The organism is Rhizobium oryziradicis, from assembly GCF_001939045.1.
Taxonomy (GTDB): domain Bacteria; phylum Pseudomonadota; class Alphaproteobacteria; order Rhizobiales; family Rhizobiaceae; genus Allorhizobium; species Allorhizobium oryziradicis.
In genome coordinates this window covers 520,250-538,831 of the sequence record NZ_MKIM01000027.1, presented here as the reverse complement: position 1 = coordinate 538,831, position 18,582 = coordinate 520,250, and the positions used below count along the sequence as shown (strand labels likewise).

Genomic DNA, 18,582 nt, shown 5'->3' with positions numbered 1-18,582 from the left:
GCGGGAAGAAAATGTGACACGCGCGGCGGCAAGGTTGAACATCACCCAATCGGCCCTCTCGGGCCGTTTGACCAAGTTGCGTCACGTCCTCAACGATCCCCTTTTCGTTCCGGCCTCGTCCGGACGGGGAATGACCCCAACGCCTCATGCACTGACGCTGCGGCCGGACCTGGATCGGCTGTTAGAGCAACTGACGCGCTTTGTTCAATCAGCCCATGTGTTTGATCCGGCATCCAGCGACCGCACGTTCACCATTGCGGCGGGCGATAATCCCGCCGCAATCCTTGCCCCCGACCTGCTACCCTTGCTTCAGCAACGCGCCCCGGCTTTACGCGTTGCCTTCGTTCTTCCAAACCAGGCAACAATTTCAGAGCGTCTGGAAAAAGGCGAAATAGACCTCTTCATTGGCGCGTTAACAGACGCGACACCCGAGATGATCGGGCGGATGCTGTTCTCAGAACAATTGGTAACGGCCCAGCGTAAGGGGCACCCGCGTGGAACGGCTCCGCTGACCCTTGATGAATTCTGTCACTATGATCATCTGGTCATCTCGACCGATGGCGGCGGGTTCAGTGGTATCATTGATACCACGCTTGCGGATCTGGAACGCCAACGCCACGTGTCTGTTTCCATACAGAGCTATGCGCTCACGCCGCTGGTGCTGGGCACCACCGATTGTCTCTGCACGCTGCCACGCGGTTTTCTGGAACGCTTCACCGATACGCTGGATCTTTTTATGCCCCCCTTTGATCTGGCAACTTTTGATCTTCGACTATTCTGGCACCCAAGAATGAAACGGATCCCGGCCACACCTGGTTTCGCAATCAGATTTTGCAAGCCGCAGGGCAAAAAAGCCATCAGCGCCAGCCATAGGTCTGATTGTGAATTGAGATTGGTGCAGGCGATAAAAACAGGTCATTGCTGCACGGAAACCGGCTACGGCCGCACCTTTCTCAACCAACAAAAAAGCCGACACAATGAAACTTGCAAGACTGCTTTTTCTCTCCAGTGCCCTCGCGCTGGCCTCCACCTTTGGTACATCCGCAATTGCGGCGGACTCTACTCCCAAAAGTTTGACGCAATATCATCAGGTTGCCGACAGCTATTCCTTCCCTCTCGGCGACTTGCAGATCACATCCTTCTCTGACGGGACCGTTCCTCAGGATCTATACAAGCTGCTGAACGGCACCAGTCATGCGGAAATCGATGGTCTGCTCCACAAGGAGTATCAGGCCAACCCCGTCGAAGTCTCCATTAACGTGTTCATGATACAGGATGGGAAACGGACCATCCTTGTTGATACCGGCTCTGGCGATCTTTTTGGACCAAGCTTTGGCGGGAAGGTACTCGACAGCTTGAAAAGCCGAGGCATCAAGCCACAAGATGTCACTGATATTCTCATCACCCATATCCACACAGACCACACCGGTGGATTGGTCCATGACGGCAAGCCTGTTTTTCCAAATGCTATCGTGCACGTCAGCGCAATAGACGAAAATTTCTTTCTGAATCCGGAAAACTCAAAGAAAACGGGGTATTCCGAGAGATATTTTGATGAAGCAATCGAAACCGTTGGCGTTTACAACAAACTGGGCAAGGTGAAGACCTTTGCGGATAACGACACCATCCTGCCCGGCATCAAAGTGTCAATTCACCCAGGCCATACGCCGGGAAGCGCCTTTTACACGGTCACCTCAGAAGGAAAAACCATTGTCTTCATCGGCGACACAATCCATGTCGCCGCAGTGCAGTTTCCTGAACCCAAAATCACCATCCAGTATGATGTTGACCCAAAGCAGGCTGCAACAACCCGTATCAACGCGTTCAATAACCTTTCCGCAGAAGACCTGCTTGTGGCAGCCCCTCACCTGCCGTTTCCCGGCATTGGCCACATCAGCAAGGAAGGCAACGATCGCTTTGGTTGGCATCCGGTTGAATACCGCAATCGTGCCAGTCAATAATTGAAGGTATCTGCCAGAATGGCGGCCGCGTTTGTATCAGCGCGGCCACTGCATAATTCCTTAATCGCAATCGATTTAAGGAGAAAATTATGAAGCAAATTTAAAGTGTTACAGCGCTGTACGGTCCTGTCAGGCTTCGATCCGATAAACTTTACAGGTCAGCTCTTCAGTGGTGCGATGGGTGCAAAACCCCATCGCCTCATAATAGGCAAGCCCCATCTGATTATCCGCGCCAATGGCGGCTTCGATGTTCTCAACCGGATAGGCTTTTGCCGCAGCGTGGCTTGCGCGAAACAGAGCCGAGCCAACACCTTTTCTGGCCGCACGCGGGCTAACATGGGTGCCAATAATGCCCCAGCCCTCAGGCGTACCATAAGGATTATCGAGCCGTGCATAACGCAAGGATTGAAAACCCAGAATACGACCATCCTCATCTTGAGCAACCGAGCACTCAATGCGGTCTTGATGCTCAAGATAGTTGGCCAAAACCGTTTTTACATCACCGGCAGTTTTGCGCAAACCTGCTGCAAAAATCTCGTTCAAAGCATCGCACATCCCTTGTGCATCAAAGGATGTTGCGGGTCTGATAAAAACATTCGCGCTCACGCCGCAGCATCCTCATCCACAGCTGCCTTCGGCACATAGTTCAGTACCGGCCCAAGCCAGCGCTCAATTTCGCGGATCTCCATGCCCTTGCGGGAGGCGTAATCTTCCACCTGATCGCGCTCCACCTTGGCAACGCCAAAATAATAGCTGTCCGGGTGGCCGATGTAGATGCCGGAGACAGAGGAGCCGGGCCACATGGCGTAGCTTTCCGTGAGTGTGACGCCGGTAGTGGCGGTGGCGTCGAGCAGGTTGAACAGCGTGACCTTTTCGGTGTGGTCGGGCTGGGCCGGATAACCGGGGGCCGGACGGATACCGGCATAAGCCTCCGAGATCAGCTCCTCAGGCGTGAAGTTTTCTTCTGTGGCATAGCCCCAGAATTCCTTGCGCACCCGCTCATGCATGCGCTCAGCAAAGGCCTCGGCAAAGCGGTCGGCCAGCGCCTTGACCATGATGGAGGAGTAATCATCATTGGCGCGCTCGAAACGCTCGGCAATGGCCACTTCTTCGATGCCTGCCGTGACCACAAACCCGCCCACGTAATCTTCCACACCACTATCCACTGGTGCCACAAAATCGCTCAAGGCGACATTGGGGCGGCCATCGCGCTTGGAGAGCTGCTGGCGGAGCGTGAAGAAAGTGGCAAGGTCTTCCTTGCGGGCATCATCCGTGAACAGGCGAATATCATCACCTACGCTGTTTGCGGGCCAGAAGCCAACCACGGCGCGGGGACGGAACCATGTCTCATCGATGATTTTTGCCAGCATTGCTTGCGCATCATTAAACAGAGACCGTGCGGCTTCTCCCTGCTTTTCATCTTCGAGAATAGCGGGATAACGGCCTTTCAGCTCCCATGTCTGGAAGAACGGCGTCCAGTCGATGTATTTCGCCAATTCCTTGAGGTCATAATCCTCAAACACCTTGATGCCGGTGAAACTTGGCTTCTTGGGCTTGTAATTGGTCCAATCCACCTTGGCGGCATTGGCGCGGGCGCGGGCTATCGGCAGGCGCTGTTTTTCCAACTCGGCGCGGGCGTGGGCATCGGCCACCTTGGCGTATTCGCCCCGCAAGGTTTCAATCGTGCTATCGCGCGTATCGGGCGACAGCAAGGACGAGACAACACCCACGGCGCGGCTGGCATCCAGCACGTAAACCGCCTGCCCTGCCTGATATTGCGGATGAATTTTCACAGCCGTGTGCACGCGGCTGGTGGTCGCGCCACCAATCAATAGCGGCACGTTAAAGCCCTGGCGCTGCATCTCAGCCGCCACATGCACCATTTCATCCAGCGATGGGGTGATCAGGCCTGAAAGGCCGATGATATCGACATTTTCCGCCTTGGCCACTTCCAGAATCTTGGTGGCGGGCACCATCACACCGAGATCGATAATCTCATAATTGTTGCAGGCCAAAACCACGCCGACAATGTTTTTGCCGATGTCGTGCACATCGCCCTTCACGGTGGCCATCAGGATTTTGCCTGCGGCTTCGCGCTCACCAGAGCCACCGTTCAAGCGTTTTTCTTCTTCCATGTAAGGCAGAAGCACGGCCACGGCCTGCTTCATCACGCGGGCAGATTTCACCACCTGCGGCAGAAACATTTTGCCCGCGCCAAACAGATCGCCCACCACATTCATGCCCGCCATCAGCGGACCTTCAATCACATGCAAGGGCCGATCAGCGGCCTGACGCGCTTCCTCGGTATCAGCGTCAATAAATTCGGTAATGCCGTTGACCAGCGCATGCTCCAGCCGCTTGGCCACCGGCAGCTCGCGCCAGGACATATCCTGCACACGCGCCTTTGCCTCGCCCGTGCCGCGATAGCGCTCGGCAATCTCCAGCAGGCGTTCCGTGCCGTCTTCGCGGCGGTTCAACACCACGTCTTCGCAGGCTTCGCGCAGCTCGGCATCAATGCTTTCATAGACCGCCAACTGACCAGCGTTGACAATGCCCATATCCATGCCCGCCTGAATGGCGTGGTAGAGAAACACGGCATGCATCGCCTCGCGCACCGGCTCATTGCCGCGAAACGAGAAGGACAGGTTGGAAACGCCACCGGAAATATGCACCAGCGGCATGCGCTGGCGGATGGTGCGGGTGGCCTCAATGAAATCCACGCCGTAATTGTTGTGCTCTTCAATGCCCGTGGCAACCGCGAACACATTGGGGTCGAAAATAATGTCTTCTGGCGCAAAACCAGCTTCTTCGGTCAGGATCTTGTAGGCGCGGGAACAGATTTCCACCTTGCGCTCATAGGTATCCGCCTGACCCTTTTCGTCAAAGGCCATGACCACCACAGCGGCACCGTAATTGCGGATCAACTTGGCCTGCGCCACAAAATTCTCCTCGCCTTCTTTCAGCGAGATAGAATTGACAATGGCCTTGCCCTGCACGCATTTGAGGCCGGATTCGATAATCTGGAACTTGGATGAATCGATCATCACCGGCACGCGGGCAATATCAGGTTCTGCAGCAATCAGGTTGAGGAATTCAACCATGGCCTTTTCACTGTCGATCAGGCCTTCATCCATGTTGATGTCGATGATCTGCGCGCCGTTTTCCACCTGATCGCGGGCCACCACCAAGGCTGCATTGTAATCACCGGCGGTGATCAGCTTGCGGAATTTGGCCGAGCCGGTGACGTTGGTGCGCTCGCCGACGTTAACGAAAGGGATATCCTTGGTCAGCACAAAAGGCTCAAGGCCGGACAGCGACATGAACGGGCGATGCTCCGCCGGCTGACGCGGCTTTTTGCCCTTCACGGCCTCGGCAATGGCCTGAATGTGCGCGGGCGTGGAGCCACAGCAGCCGCCCACCACATTGACGATTTCCTCTTCGGCAAAGCCTTCCACCAGCTTGGCCATAAATTCCGGGCTCTGGTCATATTGGCCAAATTCATTGGGCAGACCTGCATTGGGGTAAGCCGAGACGAACGTATCCGCAATGGCCGACAGTTCCTGCAAATGTGGGCGCATGGCATCGGCACCGAGCGCGCAATTGAGGCCAATGGTGAATGGCTTAGCGTGGCGCACCGAATTCCAGAAAGCCGATGGCGTCTGGCCAGACAGCGTGCGGCCGGAAAGGTCGGTGATCGTGCCGGAAATCATCACGGGCAAATGAATGCCCTTGGCAAGGAAGCGCTCTTCGCAGGCAAAAATGGCGGCCTTGGCATTCAGCGTGTCAAAAATCGTTTCAATGAGAATGAGATCGGCACCGCCATCAATCAAACCATCAATCTGCTCGGCATAAGCGCGGCGCAAATCATCAAAAGACACGGCACGATAGCCGGGATTGTTGACATCTGGCGAAATTGACGCCGTGCGGTTGGTTGGGCCAATGGCACCGGCCACAAAGCGGCGTTTGCCATCTTCGCGCTCGGCGCGGGCAATGGCCCGGCGCACCACTTGCGCACCATGCTTGTTGAGGTCGTAAACCGCCCCTTCCATCTCGTAATCGGCCTGAGCGATTCGGGTAGAGGAAAAGGTGTTGGTTTCAATGATATCCGCGCCGGCCATGGCATAGCGAAAGTGGATATCTTCAATGGCTTGCGGCTGGGTCAGGATCAGAAGGTCGTTGTTGCCTTTCTGATGGCAAGCACAGCCAAGGAACCGCTCGCCGCGAAAGTCATCTTCATCCAGGCCAAGGCCTTGAATTTCCGTGCCCATCGCACCGTCAAGGATCAGAATGCGCTCTCTTGCTGCCTGTTGCAGGGCTTTCAGGATCTCCGCACCATCACGGTTCGCGCCTTCGCGTCCAAACAATTGATCAAGCATAGCGGTGTCCTTCCGTTCCCAACATCACAACCAAATCACATAAAGATATGTTTATGTCAATATACGACACGGCAAATTCAAATCACCGAGCGCGGTGACAATATGCCACGAAGCCTTTATAGAAGTTGACAAATATTCGTTGCCGGAGGGAATTATGTCGAACATTGCTGACACCAACACATTACCAGCAAACTGGAGCAAGCGCCCCTATCACCGCAAATGGTTGCTGGATCAGGCCAATGGCTTGTTCGATTTTTTCCAGACATCCGCCATCAATCCAAACGGCGGCTTTTACGATCTCACCCGCGATGGCAAGCCGCTGTCCACCGACAATCCCGTGCGTGGCATTCACACAAGTGCGCGCATGGTGCATTGCTATGCCATTGGCGATCTGCTGGGCCGTCCGGGTGCCGCCGACGTGGTGGATCATGGCATGCGCTATCTGTGGCGCAAGCATCGCGATGAGAAAAACGGTGGCTATTTCTGGCAACTGAATGATGATGGCGTGGCCGATGGCTCCAAACAGGGCTACGGCCATGCTTTTGTGCTGCTGGCCGCCTCTTCGGCCAAAACCATTGGCCATCCGCTGGCCGATCGCCTGCTGGAAGACATCACCGAAGTGATTGAAACCAAATTTTGGGAGCAGCGCCATGGTGCCATTGCTGAGGAGTTTTCCGAAGACTGGCAGCCAGTCGCGGGCTATCGCGGCCAAAACTCCAACATGCACCTGACAGAAGCCCTGATGGCCGCCTTTGAGGCCACCGGCGAGCAGCACTATCTCGACAAGGCCGTGCGCATTGCCGATCTCTTGATCAACCGCCGCGCCCGCGAAGAAGCCTTCCGCGTGCCAGAACATTTCAACGAGGAATGGGTGGTGGATCGCACTTACTATCACCCCAATGAAATGTTCCGTCCGGCTGGCACCACGCCCGGCCATTGGCTGGAATGGACCCGCCTTGTTTTGCAACTCTGGGCCTTGAGCGGCAAGCAGCACAGCTGGATGCCGGAAGCAGCCCGTGGTCTGTTTTATCAATCCATGCTGCTGGGCTGGGATAGAAAACTCGGCGGCTTTTTCTACACGCTCGATTGGGACAATGTACCGGCCAAAACCTTCAAACTGTGGTGGCCCTTGTGCGAGGCGGCAGCGGCTGGCCACTTCCTGAACCACCATCAGGGCACAATCCTCAATGAAGACCAATATCGCAAGGTCTGGAATTTCATTGCCAACAACACCATCGATCAGCAATTTGGTGGCTGGCATGAGGAAATGACCGAGGATCTCAAACCCTCCAACAGCCTCTTCCCCGGCAAAGGCGATATTTATCACGCCCTGCAAGCCTGCCTTATTCCGCTGTTTCCCGCAGAAGGCAGCCTGACAAAGATGATCAAGGAGCACCCGCTCGTTCTTTAACGGGTGCTGAACGACGTCTAATCGGACCGAAAACCGGTCGCCACTTTTCGGTCCGATGCTTTATAGCGATGTATCAATCTGGAAGCTTGCCGAAAATGTCGTGCCCTTTTCCAGGGTGCCGCGGCAGCTGACCAAATACAGCCTGTCGGTTTCCTGCGCGGTGTCGCAACTGCCCTTGGCGGCAATATGTTGCGGTGGCGCTTTGCCATCTTGGCCTTCATTGAGAACAATCTCATCAAGCGCGATCGAATCCAGCTTGGTTTGATCGCGCGTTCGGTTCTCTTGGGAGCGACCGCTGAAGGTGATGATATGCGTGGATCCAAGAAAGAAATAGACACCGGTTCGCCCATCTGCGTGCAGGCTGCGGCCCAATTGGGATTCACACAGTTTGGAAAAATCCTGTTGGCCGATGAACAGTGTCAGGCAGCGACCGCTGACGGTGCCAAATTGCGGTGGAGGGTTTTCCGCGGCGAAAGCGGCAGGGGCGAAAAAGGAAGGAGCAAAGGCGATAAAAACAAGTGAGCAAAAAAGCCGGACAATATTCATAAAACAAGCCTTGCGCTGTCGAAACCAAAACCGACTGCACAATTGGAGACATCAAAATCCCATCAAGACATCATGCAGCATCTTTGTTGATTGATAAAACATGGACAACGGCTGGCAATCAAGATGATGCGAACCAGACGAGCATGTGTTGGCCGCCCGGTTCGCATCATGTGTGGCTCAATTGTCATTTGCATCAGATTTCTTTCACACAGCCCGTGAAGAGCACATTTGAGAAGCATTCTGGCAAATAATGTGGGGAGCAGGAATCGCAAGCTTCGCATTGCGGCTCGACTTGCTGCTCTGGCGCGCAGCATCATCCAGCATGGATGCAAAATCGCTGAGCGAAACACCATCTGCACGCAACATCAGACGGATCATAGGATCTCTCAGCATCTCGGACATTGTCATATCTTGAAAATCGTATGTCATGTTTCTGTTCTCCTTTTATCGTTGGATCATGCATCAATCCTGTAACAGGCAAGTGTCGTGCAGAAGGCAAAAAAGTGGCAAAACCGGAAAGCTTTCAAGGCAGATTGATTTCAAATCTTCTCATCGCCATCATTGAAACTATTGATAAAAACTCTGGTCTCGATGATGAGAATGGGCAGTTTTCATTGATAAAACGCAACCGAAAAAGTTAAAATTAGAAACATCTAAATATTTCAACTTCGTTTCTAATCTTGGAACAACTTACTTTGTCATTGCATCGTTTTTGAGGCCGTTGTTAACTAAAGTGGGAGCGACGACACGAAAGAAAATGATGACACGTCACGACTTTATCCGTCACCTCGCCTTTGTCATTCGCTGCTCCGCTGCGGCCAGTCTGTCTTATGGCTTAGCATCAGCCTTATCGCTGCCTCACCCGGTCTGGGCTTCCATGTCGGCCATCATTGTCTCTCAGGAAAAGATCAATGAAACGAAAGACGCCATGGTGGGACGGTTTGGAGGAACACTGATCGGCATTGCGGCAGCGGTGGCTGTTTCACTTGCAACAGATCCTTTTGGCGCAAGCATTACAGTCCAACTGGCCATTGCCGTTGCAATTTGCGCTGTCATCGCGCGCGTCTCCCCCCTCCTGCGGGTGTGTATGTGGACCACACCCATTGTTTTTCTCACAGCCCACGGCAACCCTCCCGTCCCTATCTGGACAGCAGGAGCATATCGCGCAACCGAAGTTCTGGTCGGCGGCATGGTGGGAGCTGTTCTCCATGCGCTGGCCGAACTCATCATCAACCGTTTTGTTCCACCAGACGCGGAAAAAAATTAACAAAAGCGCGATTAATTTCCGCCATTCACCAATTGTCGATTAATTGCACCAGGGCATACGGTGCCCGGTCCATGGCCGCGCCAGCCCTTCCTGCACCAGAATGCCGCCAAGCGAGCGGCCATCACGGGTTACCACCCGCAGCTTGCGGCCATACTGATCCACATCGCGCGTGCCAAAGGATTCGACCTCGAAACCACCGGCATTGAGCAATTCACGCAAACGCACCTTGGCGGCAAAACCCCGGTCGCGCTCCGATTTGCATTTGGCTTGTTCTGTTTCCGGCGCATCAATATCCGCCACGCGAATTTTTTCCTTGTTCAGCCAGAATGTGTCACCATCGACCACACAATTGTTCAGCCCACTGGTGCCACAGTAATAAAAGCGGGCCGAAACCTGCTTGCGGTCGATCCTCCCCGGCGCAATAGACGCAACCGTCTGGCCAGAGACTTCAGACACCAATGTTGTCGCAGGTGGCAAAGGCAATTGTGCACGTTCACGCGGGGTCATCGATTCCGTCGGCGTCATGGTGGTGGCGGGCGGCAAGGGAGCTGGATCCAGCCGGCGCACCGCAGGCGTTGGCACAGAAGACAACGGTATCGTTGGCTCAGAAGGCTTCTTACCTTCCAGCCTTGCGATTTCCTTTCCGCCAAAGCCAAACGTCTTATCAACCCATCCCGGCAAATTCGCGCGGTGGTCATAGATGGACACGCTACCCACCACCAGCACCAATGCGCCAACCCAGGGCCACACGCCGCCGCTGGAGCTTGCAGCGCGGCGGGCGGGCTTGCGCCGTGCGCCGCCGCTTGGCTTTCGTCCACTTGCTTTTCTAGCCGCCATGATCGATTCCTCGCTATGTCGGCGGCATTATCGTGCTTAAGAGTTTCTAAATGGTTGGCGTCCCCATGCAGACAAATGAAACCATACTCTATCCACAGACAAAAACGGTGAAACCAACAGCACGAATGTTTCAGCCTGTCCGCCTATCACATTGCGTCCAATCCGCGCATTAAAGACCGATAAATTCTCTCATCATTCATTTGAGCGACATTAAACCGCATGAACTGACCGGCTGTTTGCGATTGGCTGAACACATTGCCGGGAGCCAACACCACATCATCTTGCAGGCAATGGCGGGCCAGAGCGGCAGAATCGACGCCGCTCGGTAGCTGGCACCAGAGCACCATGCCGGCACGCGGGCGAAGAAAGGGTGTTATGCCAAGCGGTGCGAGGCGAGCCGTCACAGCATCGCGCGCCGCAGCAAGGCGGGCGCGAAGCCCTTCGAGATATTTGCGATAACTGCCATCCGTGAGCATGGCCAACACGAGTTCTGCGGCCATCCGCCCGCCACCAAAGCTGGTGGCAATTTTTAAATCCACCAGCCCGTCAATCCAGTCTGGCTTCGCGGCAATATATCCGCAGCGCACAGAGGCCGAAAGCGTTTTGGAAAAGCTGCCAATCTGAACAACCCGGTTCAAGCCATCAAAAGCCGACAGGCGCGCCGACGCCACATCTTCAAAATCGGCAAAAATATCATCCTCGACAATGGTCAATCCCGCTTGGTCGGCTAGCGTTAAAACCCGATGCGCATTGACAGGCGAAAGGCTGGCCCCAGTGGGATTGTGCACACCGGAATTGGTCAGATAGAGCCGAGGGCGATGTTCCGCGACTATTTTGGAAAACTGCTCGATATCCGGGCCGTCATGGCGATAAGCGACCCCGACAATCTTGACCCGATGCGCCCGCAGAAGCGCATTGAAATTAAAATAGCAAGGATCATCAACCAGCACGCAATCTCCCGGCTCCAGCAAAAACCGACAGATCAGATCCAGCGCATGGGTGCCCGATTCTGTCAGCATGATCTGGTCTGGTGAAACACCCATGCCATGCTCTGCCATGCGCCGCGACAGCACCTGTCGCAGAGCCAATAGCCCGAGCGGCATGCCATAATCGGTCAACACTGCCGCGTCAGCCCGCGCCAAATGGCGCATGGCCCGGCGCAAGGCCGCCTCCGGCATCCACGATGGCGGCAGCCAACCGCAGCCCGGTTTCATCACCTCCACGCCCGATTCCAGCGATTGGCGCGACACCCAAAGCGGGTCCATTTGCCGATCCAGCCGCGGCTCGATCTGTGCCAGCGACAAAGGGGCCAGCGGTGCCGCCACGTAAAAACCGGACCCCGGCTTGGCGCGGACCAAGCCTTGCGCCGCCAACCTCTCATAGGCTTCCACCACAGTGGATACAGACACCTGCATGGCTTTTGCAAAGGCCCGCACGGACGGCAATTTTGCCCCAGGCGGCAGGCTGCGTGCCGCAATCCGCTCCGAGATGGCCACCATGACAGCTTCAATCCGCGTGCTGCCGGGCCGCAGTGCATTCTGCATCCCGTTCTGCATTATTGTCATCTGTATTGCCCTCATAAGCATAACAGTTTTTAAAAATTGTACTGCACCGTATCTGGTAATTCCGCCACATCAAGCCAAAACAGCAATCGATAAACACAATATGCTGCCAAGGGGCTTTTGAGATGAACACGAAAACAAGCGGCTGGATCAACGGCTTTATCGGCATGGTCATCTTCAGCGGCTCTCTGCCCGCCACCCGTGCCGCTGTCGCGGGCTTTGATCCCACCTTTCTCACCGTTGCGCGTGCAACAATTGCGGGCCTGCTGGGTTGCTTGCTGCTGCTCACATTTCGCCAGACACGACCAACCTCGCGAGAAGCAGTGGCGCTGGCCGTTGTGGCGCTTTGTGTGGTCATTGGCTTTCCGCTGCTGACCGCCTTGGCGCTTCAGCACATCACCTCTGCCCGCTCGCTGGTGTTTATTGGCCTTTTGCCGCTCTCCACCGCCTTGTTCGGGGTGCTGCGTGGCGGCGACCGCCCACGTCCAATTTTCTGGCTTTTTTCCGTCACAGGCGGCCTGCTGGTCGCAACATTCGCGCTGGCGCAAGGGGCGGCATCGGCCTCGCTTGGCGATCTCTTCATGCTTTTGGCCATTATAATTTGCGGCCTTGGTTACGCCGAGGGTGCAAGGCTGTCGCGCCACCTTGGCGGCTGGCAGGTTATTTGCTGGGCGCTTACGCTTGCCCTGCCCGTCAGCTTCACGCTCAGTATTTTGACCATGCCATCGGCCTTTGCGCAGGTGCAAACGCCTGCCTGGCTGGGTTTGGCCTATGTCTCTCTCTTCAGTATGCTGATTGGATTTATCTTCTGGTATCGCGGCTTGGCATTGGGCGGCATTGCAGCCGTTGGCCAATTGCAATTGCTTCAACCGTTTTTTGGCCTGGCGCTGGCGGCCGCACTTCTTCACGAGACCGTAAGCCCTGCCATGTTGGCAACAACCCTTGCTGTGGTGGCCTGCGTGGTTGGTGCACGCAAATTTGCACATAGGTGACGATAGCCCGGTTTGGTGCGGCCAAAATGCAACTCGCCTAAAAGTTCCCACTCTTGAAAAAAATAAACTTACCAAACAGAGCCGTTTTGGACCGAAAAAAGCCTAGATCTGCGCAAAAAGTGCAAAAGAGCTCTCGTCAAACCGGGGCAGAGACCTATCTCAAGCGTTAGAGTAAATTTGGAGACTGGAAAATGAAGAAGACAATCTTGGCTGCGGGCATAGCAACCCTATTCATGTCGGGCGCAGCATTTGCGGCTGATGCTGTCGAAACTATCCCAGCACCACCGGCTGCAGTTGACACCCCTGCTCCTGTGTTTTCTTGGGCTGGTGGCTACGCCGGTATTCATGGCGGCTATGGCTGGGCAGACGGCCGCGTAAGCGGTACAAGCGGCTCATCCAAGCAGGATTTTGACGGCGGCCGTATCGGCGGCTTCGCTGGCTGGAACTTTGACATGGGCAGCAACGTCATTCTAGGTGCCGAAGGCGATTTGAACTACGACTGGAACAAGAGCAGCTTCGGCAGCCAAAACTTCGGCACAGACGTTTCTGGTTCGGTTCGTGCCCGCGCCGGTTACGCAATGGATAAAGCCCTGCTCTACGTTGCTGGCGGCTGGACCGGCGCTGGTGCCAAGTTCAAGGACAGCGCAACTGGTGTAAACACTGGTGAAATGGTGAACGGCTGGACCGTTGGCGCAGGCGTTGATTACGCTGTTACCGACAAAGTTTTCACACGTGTTGAATATCGCTACAACGATTACGGCTCCAAGAACTTCTTCGGCGGCAACAACGTTCGCGATCTGTCACAGAACGTCGTTAACGTTGGCGTGGGTATGAAGTTCTAATCCATTTGTTATGCGCATTGAAAAGCCCCGGTTCATTGAACCGGGGCTTTTTTTGTTGGGCTACTGCATGATTCCTTAAATCGGAAACAATTTAAGGTGAAAATTATGCAGGAGATTAAAAGTGTTACAGCGCCGTGCACCATATATGGCGCGCGGCGCTGTAGAGTATCGAGCCGATTCAAATTTTCTGCGCGATGCTCTATTGCGCCAGCGCAAACGTTACATTCACAGTCACGCGATAGTTGTTTTCGCCTGCCGCAATCGGGGTGGGTGCCATAGGCATATCCCTTGCCATGCTGGTTTTCATCATCATGGTTTGCTCAAAGGGCCGAGAGGCGTTTTCATTGATGGTGACAATCCGACCAAGCTTCACGCCTGCAGCCTCTGCCAGTGTTTTGGCTTTGGCAATGGCATCCTCCATGGCCTGTTTACGAGCATCGTTAATAGCCAGCTCAGGCTTGTCATTGGTAAAGCGAATGGCACCAGCCTGATTGACGCCAAGCTGAACAGCCCCATCAATAATGCCGCCCAATTTGGCCAGATCGCGCACGCGAACGCTCAACCCGTTGCTGACGCTGTAGCTATCAATCTTGGGCGCTTTGCCATCCTGCTTATCGTCCGCAACATGCTGATAGCGAGGGGTGATTTCAAAACCGGATGTTTGAATATCACGATCCGCAACACCTTGTGTGTTCAACATTTTCATCACGCCCGCCATCGCGAGTGTGTTGGATTTCAACGCCTGCTCTGCCGCCTCATCTTCACTCACCACGCCCAATTGCATAATGGCCATATTGGGTGCCAGACTCGCCTCACCCTCACCCTCCACATTGATCACAGCCTCCGCGCGGCTGGCCTCCTGCGCCCATGCAGGCAAGGCCATTCCAAAGCCCACCAACAAAACCCCGGCCTGCATGGCCCGTCGCGTCATCAAAAAATTCGACATATTACTTTCTCCCATACGACCCACTATAAGATCTTGGATAATGCGCAACCTATTGTGAAGGTAATGCGGCAAAGGCTTGTCGAGGAAAAGGTTTTCCGCTAGATGATCAACGCGAAGCGCTGGTGCCATTGCCACCGCTCACTTTTGGCACATCGCCAAACGGGCCTGTAGCTCAATGGTTAGAGCCGGCGGCTCATAACCGCTTGGTTGGGGGTTCGAGTCCCTCCGGGCCCACCACTCTTTTCTTATCTATTTGATTTAGAACGATTTTTTCCGTCAATTCCCGCACCTTTCTCAGGGTGCGGGGCAGTAATGAGCTCGATTTGTTCCGATACCAGTCTGGAGGTGACAATGCCCAAACGTTCACGGTCCGCGCCTTTCGTGTAGACTTCCGCTTGTTGTGTCGTTACCCAGCCGAATTGCGCCATCAACTGATGAGTTGTAGCGCCTGCATTAGCGGCAATCGTCGCACTGAGCTTGCGCAGTCCATGAGCGCTCTTCTGAACCCCAGCGGCCCTGCAGACCTCGCGGAACCAATTGCCAAACGATTCCTTTGTGAGAGGCATGCCCTTCTTCCCGACAATGATCGACAGATCACCGGTCTGTGTCTCCTCGATCAGGTCCAGAACCCTATCAGAAAGCTCCACAGTCACTGGCGTGCCAGTTTTGGCGGTGCGAATTCTTACGACAGCCTGAGTCATATGTTGTCTTCCTACGCGGACAATGTCTGATCGACGGAAGCCCGATGTAAGTAACATTTCGAAGGCGAGGCGCTCGCGAGTTCCGATCGGCCAGTGATTGGTAAAACGTTTCACGTCCTCGTCAGTCCATGCTGGAAAGCCGTCCGACTTGTTCTTGAGCCGCTTAACCCCAGTTGTAGGATCAACTCCTACATGCTCATGTACCAAAGCCCATTTGAAAAGGGCCGACATCGATTTCAGGAAGTTGTTTGCTAAAGCTGGTGTTGCCTTTCGGCGTTCCAAGCCATTGCGGATGTCTCTGGCGGTGACTGTCCGGCAGTCGACATTACCGCTCGCGTCGACGACCTGACGATAGAACAGTCCTCTCTGTTTCCGCGTAGCTATCGCTAACCCCGACCATTCCGCGCTTTCCATGTATCGCTGAACCAACCATCGAAGTGACCTGACGCGTTCGACGATAATCGTTGCTTCGACTTGCTCCCCTTTCATGGCGGTTTTATAGGCCGCCTTGAACGCTTTGCTTGAGGGATCGTCGGGCAACCGAACTCTCGGACCCTTTCCGATCCGGAAGAACAGCTTTGTGCGCCCATGGCGCGATTTCTCTTTGACGACGTAGAGAGGTAGGGGCTTTGGCATGGTGCTCATTAGAGAACCACGCCCCCGCTGGGCGCAACGGGTCCGAATGAAGGACCCCCAGAAATGATAGGGCTGATCCTAAAGACCCGCCCATCGATTTCGATCTCCACCGTTACGTTTTCACTTCGGGCGACATCTGCAGCCCTCTTCAAATCAGCCTTCGATAACTTTTCGGATTTTCTCACCACTCGACCTGCCACTTTCGTTACACGAAAATGCTGCTGCAGAAAGAGCCTTGTGGCAACAGAATAATTTAGAAAAAACAGTCCACTAGCCAAACTCCCTAACCCTTAGGGAACTTCGTTGGGGAAGTGGCGGACAGGCTTAGGCTATTACCCTATCGCGTTCGTCTCGGAACAAGTGCAGGTGGCGGAGAGATAGCTTCATCCTCCAATGCTGGCGTTGATCGACGGAAAACGTGATCAAGCCCAGCATCGGCAGCTTCCGGAAATGAAGCTAAGAACGCGCGCGCCCTTACAACTCTCTTTAAGGTCGCTTCTGCAGCCTCGCGTCTTGCTTCGACGGCTCCCGCTGCCGTTCGATGCTCTTGATCAGCTCGTCGTTCTGCGTTCAATTGCAGCGCCTCACATTGTCCGGCATACGTCCGGCATTGCCACAAATGATCGTCTGCGGACGCAAGTTGTCTTTGCAACTCTTCAATCCTCCTGCTCCTAACAGCGGCTAAGCCAATAAGGTATGTCCACCAAGACACCTTTGGTGCGTTCCGTATGCTCTCGGCCAACTGCCACTGTCGATCAAAAGCGCTATCAGCTTCAGCTCTGGCTCTTTTGGCATTAGCCTTTGCTGCGATGACCTCCGGCGTATAGCGTCTCTTTGGGAGCGTAGAAGCCAAATCGGCTCTGGCGGAAACCTCCAAGCGGTTTAATTCGTCAGAAACGCGCAACAGATTAGCTTTGGCTAACTCACAAGCCTTGGCATGTAGCCTCTGAACCTGAAGGCCCTGGTCTGTCGTGAGCGCTAGTCGCGTGAACTGACTGTTGGGTTTCGCCTGTTGCTGCCCAGGAGTTGGTGCATCTGCGCGATCTGAGCTTGGGTCTGTTCGATGGCTTCCAGCATTTTTTCCTGTAGCGAGATCAGAAGTTCTGGTCCTTTCGCCGCCTCGTCCACTTCCAGGAGGCGGCGGATAGCTCTGGTGTCCTTTAGAATGGCCTGTTCGATTGGAATCTTTGTGTTCATTCACCTTCTCCATCAAGATGTTGATCGCCGATTTGCGTTCTGCAGCCAGACGGTGCAGTGCGCCGAGAACGCTGCCGTCAGGGCTGACTACTACCCATGTATTCCTTTTGTCTCCCGCTCGGATTTCGAGACCATGCTGGCGAATTCCGGTCTCGAACTCAGCGGCAGTGGCGGCTTCAGCAACGAGTTTTTGGATAGCCAGTTTGACCGACGCCAAGTCGAATCCCGCGCGTTTTGCCTCCTGATGTTGGGCGTGCGAGAAAGCTTCGGCGGGCAACTCGACGCTGGTGCCAAGCGCCGCGGCAAGACGGTCCGCAACGCAGGTCATTCCACGATCCCGGAGGCCTCTGATGACTGCTGCCGTGTGCTTGCCGGGTATGAAGGAATGACCAAAGGAATATTCACTCCATCGCGCAGTAAGCTCGTGGAGGATTCGGTCAAAAGATGACCTCAGCGTTTTTCCTGTGACAGCGTCAATCTCACAGACCAAGACATGCCAGTGCCGATCGGTTGCGCTGGCGGTGGCACGTTTCTTGGTATGTTCGATGATAACCGCACGGTTCGGATCGAAACCGAACTCTGCGGCGAGGAAGACCATTGTCTGCCGGAACTGCTCCCGCGTTGTCACTTCCTGCGGGGCAATAATCCAATGCCGAACGCTGTATGTGGAGCGATGAACACGCGCATCGGCTTGCATGTCCTGTATGTCTCTCGCTGTTCCCTGAAGGAACTCAACGGCTTCATTATCCGCGCCGTTCCGCAGATGCCGGACAAGTCGCCCAATTCCGGAGCGCGTCCTAACACGAATGCTCTTGATGATCATGCGCACGACAGGATTCGCCGCACGGCAGCCTGCAGTCGCTCCGTAGGTTCTTTCAGTTCATGGGCTTCGCAAGGTTGCCGCTCGACCATGTCGAGAACAGAATTCGCGGCCGTCCGAAGCTCTGTAACGGCACTCCGCAAAGCGATGCCGGGAATCTTGCCCGCCAATGTTTCGGCGACAGCCTGCCGAATAATCTGAGACATTGACCTGCCGGAATTCTCCGCAAACCTCTCAAGGCCTTTCTTCTCGTTATCCGAAAGCCGAAACCGGATTGAAGCCTCCTTCATGATTCTTCACCCTCCTCTTGGGGTTCCACAGGGGCATGCCCCTTGGCCTGCTGCGCGTGTTCACACGCGCATGGCTGGCAACCGCAGGTCACTCGAAACTATGTGACTACGAGAAAAGGATTGGTCAGATTCTCACCGGCGGCAAATTAAATTCTATAGCCTCACTTTCATTACTCAATTCTTGTTTGCTACCTTGCT

17 protein-coding genes, 1 tRNA gene and 1 pseudogene are annotated in these 18,582 nt (G+C 54.8%); 8 read left to right on the top strand and 11 right to left on the bottom strand.

Annotation, left to right across the window (positions count from 1 at the left end; translation table 11 throughout):
• Nucleotides 1-13: 13 nt before the first annotated feature.
• Both BJF95_RS13600 and BJF95_RS13595 read left to right on the top strand, forming a co-directional pair.
• A complete protein-coding gene (locus BJF95_RS13600) occupies nucleotides 14-1,147 on the top strand; it encodes a LysR family transcriptional regulator (RefSeq protein ID WP_245297342.1) in 1,134 nt (377 codons plus the stop codon).
• A complete protein-coding gene (locus BJF95_RS13595; protein WP_245297322.1) occupies nucleotides 1,125-1,961 on the top strand; it encodes an MBL fold metallo-hydrolase in 837 nt (278 codons plus the stop codon). Before BJF95_RS13600 ends, BJF95_RS13595 begins: the two co-directional genes overlap by 23 nt.
• Nucleotides 1,962-2,090: 129 nt before the next feature.
• Here the strand turns inward: BJF95_RS13595 and BJF95_RS13590 are convergent, their stop codons facing one another.
• Both BJF95_RS13590 and metH read right to left on the bottom strand, forming a co-directional pair.
• Nucleotides 2,091-2,516 carry a GNAT family N-acetyltransferase gene (locus tag BJF95_RS13590; RefSeq protein ID WP_075640343.1) on the bottom strand — a complete coding sequence of 142 codons (426 nt, stop codon included), beginning with the start codon at nucleotides 2,514-2,516 and terminating at the stop codon, nucleotides 2,091-2,093.
• Between the two features lie 47 nt (nucleotides 2,517-2,563).
• Nucleotides 2,564-6,337, bottom strand: coding sequence for a methionine synthase (gene metH / locus BJF95_RS13585; protein WP_075639968.1), 3,774 nt, complete (start codon nucleotides 6,335-6,337; stop codon nucleotides 2,564-2,566).
• A gap of 154 nt (nucleotides 6,338-6,491) precedes the next feature.
• Between metH and BJF95_RS13580 the strand changes: the two genes are divergently transcribed.
• Nucleotides 6,492-7,748 carry an AGE family epimerase/isomerase gene (locus BJF95_RS13580; protein ID WP_075639967.1) on the top strand — a complete coding sequence of 419 codons (1,257 nt, stop codon included), beginning with the start codon at nucleotides 6,492-6,494 and terminating at the stop codon, nucleotides 7,746-7,748.
• A gap of 60 nt (nucleotides 7,749-7,808) precedes the next feature.
• Here BJF95_RS13580 and BJF95_RS13575 read toward each other — a convergent pair whose 3' ends face one another.
• A complete protein-coding gene (locus BJF95_RS13575; protein ID WP_075639966.1) occupies nucleotides 7,809-8,294 on the bottom strand; it encodes a hypothetical protein in 486 nt (161 codons plus the stop codon).
• Between the two features lie 204 nt (nucleotides 8,295-8,498).
• Nucleotides 8,499-8,723, bottom strand: a complete 225-nt coding sequence (locus BJF95_RS13570) for a hypothetical protein (protein ID WP_075639965.1) — start codon at nucleotides 8,721-8,723, stop codon at nucleotides 8,499-8,501.
• A 331-nt stretch (nucleotides 8,724-9,054) separates the two neighbouring features.
• Here BJF95_RS13570 and BJF95_RS13565 point away from each other — a divergent pair, with 331 nt between their 5' ends.
• Nucleotides 9,055-9,561 carry an FUSC family protein gene (locus tag BJF95_RS13565; protein ID WP_075640342.1) on the top strand — a complete coding sequence of 169 codons (507 nt, stop codon included), beginning with the start codon at nucleotides 9,055-9,057 and terminating at the stop codon, nucleotides 9,559-9,561.
• Between the two features lie 39 nt (nucleotides 9,562-9,600).
• On the opposite strand, the gene BJF95_RS24455 is transcribed toward BJF95_RS13565, so the two are convergent.
• The gene (locus tag BJF95_RS24455; protein WP_245297321.1) at nucleotides 9,601-10,398 is read right to left on the bottom strand and encodes a thermonuclease family protein; all 798 of its coding nucleotides are present in this window, start codon (nucleotides 10,396-10,398) and stop codon (nucleotides 9,601-9,603) included.
• Nucleotides 10,399-10,544: 146 nt separating this feature from the next.
• On the bottom strand, nucleotides 10,545-11,942 hold the full coding sequence (locus BJF95_RS13555; RefSeq protein WP_139317495.1) for an aminotransferase-like domain-containing protein: 1,398 nt from the start codon (nucleotides 11,940-11,942) through the stop codon (nucleotides 10,545-10,547).
• Between the two features lie 143 nt (nucleotides 11,943-12,085).
• On the opposite strand from BJF95_RS13555, the gene BJF95_RS13550 reads away from it, so the two are divergent.
• Entirely contained in the window at nucleotides 12,086-12,952 is an 867-nt protein-coding gene (locus tag BJF95_RS13550; protein ID WP_075639963.1) for a DMT family transporter, read from the top strand.
• 191 nt (nucleotides 12,953-13,143) lie between these two features.
• Nucleotides 13,144-13,794, top strand: a complete 651-nt coding sequence (locus tag BJF95_RS13545) for an outer membrane protein (protein WP_075639962.1) — start codon at nucleotides 13,144-13,146, stop codon at nucleotides 13,792-13,794.
• 199 nt (nucleotides 13,795-13,993) lie between these two features.
• Here the strand turns inward: BJF95_RS13545 and BJF95_RS13540 are convergent, their stop codons facing one another.
• Complete coding sequence (locus tag BJF95_RS13540) at nucleotides 13,994-14,740, bottom strand: SIMPL domain-containing protein (protein WP_075639961.1); 747 nt, start codon at nucleotides 14,738-14,740, stop codon at nucleotides 13,994-13,996.
• 161 nt (nucleotides 14,741-14,901) lie between these two features.
• Between BJF95_RS13540 and BJF95_RS13535 the strand changes: the two genes are divergently transcribed.
• Nucleotides 14,902-14,977 (top strand) — tRNA-Ile (locus BJF95_RS13535).
• A gap of 8 nt (nucleotides 14,978-14,985) precedes the next feature.
• Here BJF95_RS13535 and BJF95_RS13530 read toward each other — a convergent pair.
• Both BJF95_RS13530 and BJF95_RS23865 read right to left on the bottom strand, forming a co-directional pair.
• Nucleotides 14,986-16,086, bottom strand: a complete 1,101-nt coding sequence (locus BJF95_RS13530) for a tyrosine-type recombinase/integrase (RefSeq protein WP_075639960.1) — start codon at nucleotides 16,084-16,086, stop codon at nucleotides 14,986-14,988.
• A 969-nt stretch (nucleotides 16,087-17,055) separates the two neighbouring features.
• Nucleotides 17,056-17,274 (bottom strand): hypothetical protein, encoded by a 219-nt coding sequence (locus BJF95_RS23865; RefSeq protein ID WP_139317494.1) that lies wholly within the window; start codon nucleotides 17,272-17,274, stop codon nucleotides 17,056-17,058.
• Between BJF95_RS23865 and BJF95_RS23860 the strand changes: the two genes are divergently transcribed.
• The gene (locus tag BJF95_RS23860) at nucleotides 17,267-17,722 is read left to right on the top strand and encodes a hypothetical protein (protein ID WP_139317493.1); all 456 of its coding nucleotides are present in this window, start codon (nucleotides 17,267-17,269) and stop codon (nucleotides 17,720-17,722) included. The genes BJF95_RS23865 and BJF95_RS23860 overlap by 8 nt on opposite strands.
• 45 nt (nucleotides 17,723-17,767) lie before the next feature.
• Here the strand turns inward: BJF95_RS23860 and BJF95_RS24670 are convergent.
• Both BJF95_RS24670 and BJF95_RS24665 read right to left on the bottom strand, forming a co-directional pair.
• Nucleotides 17,768-17,971 (bottom strand): annotated as a pseudogene (locus BJF95_RS24670) (hypothetical protein); the annotation flags it as partial.
• A 122-nt stretch (nucleotides 17,972-18,093) separates the two neighbouring features.
• Complete coding sequence (locus BJF95_RS24665) at nucleotides 18,094-18,384, bottom strand: ribbon-helix-helix protein, CopG family (RefSeq protein ID WP_075639958.1); 291 nt, start codon at nucleotides 18,382-18,384, stop codon at nucleotides 18,094-18,096.
• Between the last annotated feature and the right edge of the window lie 198 nt (nucleotides 18,385-18,582).